The organism is Nostoc sp. NMS2, assembly GCF_017115105.1.
Classification (GTDB): domain Bacteria; phylum Cyanobacteriota; class Cyanobacteriia; order Cyanobacteriales; family Nostocaceae; genus Nostoc.
The window spans coordinates 50288-56227 of record NZ_JABXKH010000025.1 but is presented as its reverse complement, the minus strand read 5'-3'; the positions used below and the strand labels follow the sequence as shown (position 1 = coordinate 56227).

The following is a 5940-nucleotide window of genomic DNA, read 5'->3' as shown; positions in this document are numbered from 1 at the left end:
TTTCTATCCGTATTATCCCGCAGTCTTTTTCAGAAATCAAATATGATTCCTATATCAGTAAGCATTGTAAGTCTCTGCCATAACTAACTGTTTAATATCAAACGAGCCTCTGGCTTGACCGCGCAAAGTTGGTCAGCAGTAGAGCTTTATTTGCTTAGTTTTTTGCCATAAAGCAGAGAGAGACGTACATAATCCACGTTTGTTCTATGTTCATCTCGTCAATTGGCAAAGATATTGTTAAGCTAATCAGCATTCAAGTTGCATAATCAGGGCGAGCAGGATGCCCACCCCACAAGATATTGAGAAAATTTTAATATGCAAATTAGATGTCTTTTAGTTTAATAGGTAATTGGTAATTGGAGAAAAGCTATACCTAATTACCCATCATTCATTACCGACTTTCCGCCTGAGTTGACACTGTTAATACTTGCGGTGGTGTGGCATCTGGTGGATAGAGAAAGTCTACTTCTACTAAGGAGCGATCGCCAGCTTTCATATTTAATGAAACTAAAGGTTCCCCTGGTTGACCTCTCTTTTGCACTAAATGCACAAACTGAGTTTGCGGCTGATTTTGCTCATCTTTGTAACGTACCCGCACTGTCCCTCGGAAAAATACTTCACGGGCTGGTGTACTCAGAAAGCGTAACCCTGGTTTGACTAACTGATTTTCCTTCAGTGGGGTTTGTATGGATACACTCACAGTTTGACGACTTTGAGTATTGTTGTATAGCGGCAACTTGAGATTATATTGAATCCCATAGTTGCCATGAGCGCGATATGCGGTGTCAGGATAGCGCACCAGCATAGGCGAACTTTGAATTTGACCAGTTCCTAATGTACCGCCATGTAGGGTACTCAGGGCGTAGGAAAACACTTGACCAGGCTGGGGAATAGTTAGATATCTGGCTTTAGGATTATCTACTAATAAGGCTCTCCAGCGTGAACCACTAGCCACTCCAGCAACACGCCCATAAATTCTTGGCTTGCCAGTTTCCTCTAAGGGAGTGGGGGTTTTATCTCGTGGCCCAGCTAAATCACCATTATCTAGTAAATTCTGCCACTCTTCTAAAGTTGGCGATCGCTCACTGCCATCAGGATTCACCCGTGCAAACATCGCTAGGCTAGCTGCATAGACAGTGCCATTACTTTGCAGTCGGATCAATGTAGACCGACCATTCAGAGGCGGTGTCAATCCCTGCACAGGAATTGGTAAATTTAGTAACATCCGACTTTGCTTTGGTGGAATCTCAATTTGGGCAGGGAAAATCTCTTGTCGTCGTCCCATCAGCACATCAGACATGACGCGATCGCCAGGTCCTGCAAAAATTGTCCCTAAAGGATTTGGGCTAAAGGATGGTAACTGAATAAATGGTGCATCCGGTTGACTCAAATAACTCGCCCCCTGCCAAATATTTACCTTTACTGCTTCCGAACCAGGGTTGTGCAAAATTATTCCTAAATAGAGCGACCGCAAATTCTCTGGTGGTTCAGCCCTAGCAACGTGATGGGCAAAAATATCAAATCGTCCCCGAAAGGGAAAATTCAGATGCGCTGTTGGCACTTTTTTGCCATCTGGTGGAAAAGTGGAGAGTAAAATTCCTTCTTTCAACACCAATTCTGGACTATTACTGTTAAAAGTTGGCACTGTATCCAATTGACCTGGCAAAGGACGTACTTCTTGTGGTTGTACGACTTCTTCAGGTGGTGGCGTGGTAGGAGTTGATTGAGCTATTGGGAAAATTAGTAACAATGGCAACATATACTTAGATATTTCTTTCACCATACAGACATTAACAACTTGATGAAAGTGCCAGTTTGTTAATAATTAATACGAAATCTCCCAGAAGTCCCATCAAATTTTCTTGATTTAGAACCGGAACGTGGGTAAAAATACAACGGGTCGTGAGTTGATTTTCGCTTAAGTAGTCCAACACTGAATAGTAAAGACAAATTTAGCGCAGTCGTGGCTAATCTCAATTGCCGATGCTGCCGCCACGAATTTTTCTAAATCAACTTCTGTTTGTAAAACAATTTCTCTACAGCTAGCAACCGCTTCCACACTTAATTGTGTAAGGATTGCAGCCTGACCACAACAGATAATTTAATCAGGTTGAATTGCATTGATTTTTTCCATTACCTGAGTTTTGGCAAGTTGCATATCTACGGGTAACAGGCGTAAAAAACTTCAGTCATCTGGTATCAGATCGAGTTTGGTAACTTCAAGTAATAAATCATCTGAAGAATTTGACTATTGATCTTTTCGGCAAATGTCAAAATAAGTTAATAGAATTCTTTGCTTCATAACAAATATTATTTAGAATAGAAAAACCCTCCATTAATAAATTTACAAGGAGCAGGTAAATGCCAGTAATTGCGGTCGTAGACTACGAGATGGGAAATTTGCACTCAGTCTGTAAAGGCTTGGAAAAAGCTGGGGCAACTCCTAATGTTACTTATTCTCCAAAGGAATTAGAGCAGGCAGATGCAATAGTTCTGCCGGGAGTGGGAGCATTTGATCCAGCAGTGCAACACCTGCGAGCGCGTGGTTTAGAACAACCTATTAAAGAAGCGATCGCATCTGGTAAACCTTTTTTGGGAATTTGTTTAGGATTGCAAATTCTCTTTGAATCAAGTGCAGAAGGTACCCAACCAGGACTAGGAATTATCAAAGGAAAAGTGCGCCGATTTCGTCCAGAACCTGACATCACTATTCCTCACATGGGTTGGAATCAGCTGGAAATGACTCAGGCAAAAAGTATTTTGTGGGAGCATTTGCCGTCCGATCCTTGGGTATATTTTGTCCATTCTTACTATGTTGACCCAATAGACCCACTAATCCGTGCAGCAACCATCACCCACGGGACTCAAACCGTCACAGCTGCGATCGCTCACGAAAACCTGATGGCAGTGCAATTTCACCCCGAAAAATCCTCTAACATCGGATTGCAAATCCTCTCTAATTTTGTTGCTCAAGTCCGCGAAAAAATTCCTGCCTAATCTATTTTTGTCATTTGTTCTTTGTCTTTTGTCTAAAATTAATACTTCGGCTCCTTTCGACTTCGCTCAAGGCAAGTCGCTCAGTACAAGTGACCAATGACTAATGACTAATGACCAATGACTAATAACCAATGAGCCTGAGAATTTACGGTAATCGCCAGCTAAAAACTTTACCAGGGAAAGAAACTAGACCTACCAGTGCGCGGGTAAGGGAGGCAGTCTTTAATATTTGGCAGGGAGAAATTGCAGGTTGTCGCTGGCTAGATTTGTGCGCCGGTACTGGTTCAATGGGCGCAGAGGCTTTGTGTAGAGGAGCCAGCCTAGTAGTGGGAATTGAACAATCGAGCCGAGCCTGTGCCACCATCCAACAAAATTGGCAGCAGGTAGCTAATGTCGAAGAGCAAGAATTTCGGGTGTTGCGGGGAGATATTACGCAGCAGTTAAAGACTTTATCAGGCAAGCAATTCGATAGAATTTACTTTGATCCACCTTATGCCAGTGGATTGTTCCAACCAGTATTAGAAGCGATCGCTCACTATCAACTTTTAGATCCTAGTGGCGAAATCGCAGTTGAACACGCCTCACAAGGTTGGACACCGCTAGAAATTCCCTCTTGGGAAATTTGCCGCGAGAAGGTTTACGGCAACACATCACTTACTTTCTACAGAATTGGGCAATGAGAGGACAGAAGAGTGGGGATTGGGCATTGGGGATTGGGCATTGGGTACAAGAAGCGGAGGGGCAGAGGGGAAAAACTTACTGCAATTTCTCCCCTGCTCCCTCATCCCCTACTCAAAATTCAGCACTCCCTCAACCGCCCAACTGATTGGGGCGCTTGTATTGCTTATAGGCAGCGTAAAACAGTCCGGCAAGGGTGACGAAAACTAGACCAAGGACAATACCTGATAACAGGGGTTCAACCACTGGAAATCTCCTCTTTGTAATTATTAAATATTCGTTGCCTGTTTTTGATTTTACCAAATTTAGTATGAATCCTGCGTCCTATAGACTTTTTGCAGGGCAACTGCTCATAAAGAAATAGTCTTTTGTGCTTGCAGACACGATCAAGAACTTTTAAGCTATGTGTAGGAAAAGAAAACTTTTTAGCACACCTAGACTTTCACCGCAAACCTTTTGGATAACCAGATTACCAAACCTGAAATTTTGATTCAGCGCATCGTTTTATTGACGCTGGCCATACTGCTATCAGTCCCTTTGGGCTTTTTTGGTGTTCAGTTGGTTCAAGCCTCAGATCCTTATGTCAAGAGTGTTTTATCTATAACAGGAAACCCAGTTCAAGGACACGCGATCTTTCAAATTAACTGTGCTGGTTGTCATGGTTTGGAAGCAGACGGGCGAGTAGGGCCAAGTTTGCAAGCTGTTTCTAAGCATAAATCTCAATATGGATTGATTCACCAGGTAATCAGTGGCGAAACCCCGCCAATGCCCAAATTCCAGCCTAGCACCCAAGAAATGGCGGATCTTTTGAGCTATTTAGAATCGTTATAGAGAGTGAACTACCCCAACTTACCGAGTACGGTTGAAGTTGGGGCTTCTGTAATCACAGGGGAGTGCCTAAACTTAGACTTTCGTCCGAGATTAGGGCTTACCTCCCCTCCTACAGCAGAGACGGCTGAACATAGGAGCCTTTATCCAAACGCCGTAATACCCCATCCGTCTATAGCTCAGGGGATGTAAGGCGGCGATTGACGATTACATCTGTAATTAATTTTTACCACAGGTAAGACAGAGGACAGATGTATGAGTAAGTGTTTTGCAGAGGGATGTAAATGCGGCGGTGAATATTCTAAATCTTGCAAAAGCTACAGTCGGGCAGACTGGAAGTAACGCTACAGGACTAGCAACCTCTACTCTACTTGGGGAAACCCTGGTAGAGCAAGTAGCTAGGAGGAATGTAGAATCCCCACCTTCAATGTACTCATAAGGTGGGGAGTGTCAATTATTGAATTTTTGATAAGCTTTCCTCAAATAATAATTATTTAGCCGTAATATTACCATCACTGCTAATAAATAAAAATTACATGACAGATTTAGTCGGGTGCTGTCTGTGCAGATTTCCATTACAGGAGTAATGGAAGCAGTTTTGTCCTGTCAAAAATTATTAATGAATTCAAAACTTTTGTATGGAAAGTTTTCTGCCCCGCAGTAATACCAATTCACAATTCGCAATTCGCAATTAAAAAAATTAGATACAGCAAGGCTTTCAGGGTTTACATCTGTTTCATTATTTTAGTGAATTGGTATAACGCCATGCCCTTTTCCAGTGTGCCCAAACTGGAGATGGCTTACTTACTCACCACACTTTGTTTCTTGGCTGCAAAGCCAGCTTCTGAGTCTTGCTTTCACTACCTATCAAACCAATCGGCTGCAATTTTCAAGGGCGAGTAGTTGCTCACGAGCGATTGTTTGACAAACCAATGGGCATGTATGCATTTAATAACAGCTTATATGTTAGCACACGCGATCGAATTTGGCGGTTTGAGAATTTACTTGCACTAGGGGAAATATATCAGGAAAGCATGGAAGAGGCGATCGCTGCCGATGGTACAGCCGACTTCCAATCTGCCAGTGATGCTGTGATTGAGATTACCGGGTTTAGCAGTAATTTGACGAATTTGGCGATCGCTTAAGCACGATAGTGCCGTACCCCTACTGGATCAAGGTTTTGGTGAAATGGTATAAGGGCGCACCAATCCAACTCTCAACAAACCAGAGAAGGCAGGGCAACTTCAACACAAGCTTTTTAAACCTTTTCCCTACCCAGGGAGAAGTTTAGAAAAGGGGAGAGACCAAGAACATCAAATCTTAGTCAATCCCAAATATCAACTCAAGAAAAACAACAAACACAATTATGGCAAATTCAACCTTCAACCTCTCGACCCTCAACGGCAGCAACGGCTTTATCATTAACGGCATCGCTGC

Annotated in this window: 6 protein-coding genes and 1 pseudogene; 4 read left to right on the top strand and 3 right to left on the bottom strand. The window is 42.9% G+C overall.

Features of this window, described 5'->3' with window-relative positions; translation table 11 throughout:
- Positions 1-391: 391 nt before the first annotated feature.
- Positions 392-1759: a DUF3370 domain-containing protein gene (locus HWQ36_RS02175; protein ID WP_292697633.1), complete on the bottom strand. Its 1368-nt coding sequence runs from the start codon at positions 1757-1759 to the stop codon at positions 392-394.
- A 31-nt stretch (positions 1760-1790) separates the two neighbouring features.
- Positions 1791-2302 (bottom strand): annotated as a pseudogene (locus HWQ36_RS02170) (peptidase C15).
- A 59-nt stretch (positions 2303-2361) separates the two neighbouring features.
- Between HWQ36_RS02170 and hisH the strand changes: the two are divergent.
- Entirely contained in the window at positions 2362-2997 is a 636-nt protein-coding gene (gene hisH / locus HWQ36_RS02165) for an imidazole glycerol phosphate synthase subunit HisH (RefSeq protein ID WP_292697631.1), read from the top strand.
- A gap of 131 nt (positions 2998-3128) precedes the next feature.
- Complete coding sequence (rsmD, locus tag HWQ36_RS02160) at positions 3129-3677, top strand: 16S rRNA (guanine(966)-N(2))-methyltransferase RsmD (protein ID WP_292697629.1); 549 nt, start codon at positions 3129-3131, stop codon at positions 3675-3677.
- A 130-nt stretch (positions 3678-3807) separates the two neighbouring features.
- Here rsmD and petG read toward each other — a convergent pair whose 3' ends face one another.
- Entirely contained in the window at positions 3808-3921 is a 114-nt protein-coding gene (gene petG, locus HWQ36_RS02155; protein ID WP_063721252.1) for a cytochrome b6-f complex subunit V, read from the bottom strand.
- A gap of 210 nt (positions 3922-4131) precedes the next feature.
- Between petG and HWQ36_RS02150 the strand changes: the two genes are divergently transcribed.
- A complete protein-coding gene (locus tag HWQ36_RS02150) occupies positions 4132-4506 on the top strand; it encodes a cytochrome c (protein ID WP_292697620.1) in 375 nt (124 codons plus the stop codon).
- Positions 4507-5354: 848 nt separating this feature from the next.
- Positions 5355-5648: a bluetail domain-containing putative surface protein gene (locus HWQ36_RS02145; RefSeq protein WP_292697618.1), complete on the top strand. Its 294-nt coding sequence runs from the start codon at positions 5355-5357 to the stop codon at positions 5646-5648.
- The last annotated feature ends 292 nt before the right edge of the window (positions 5649-5940 follow it).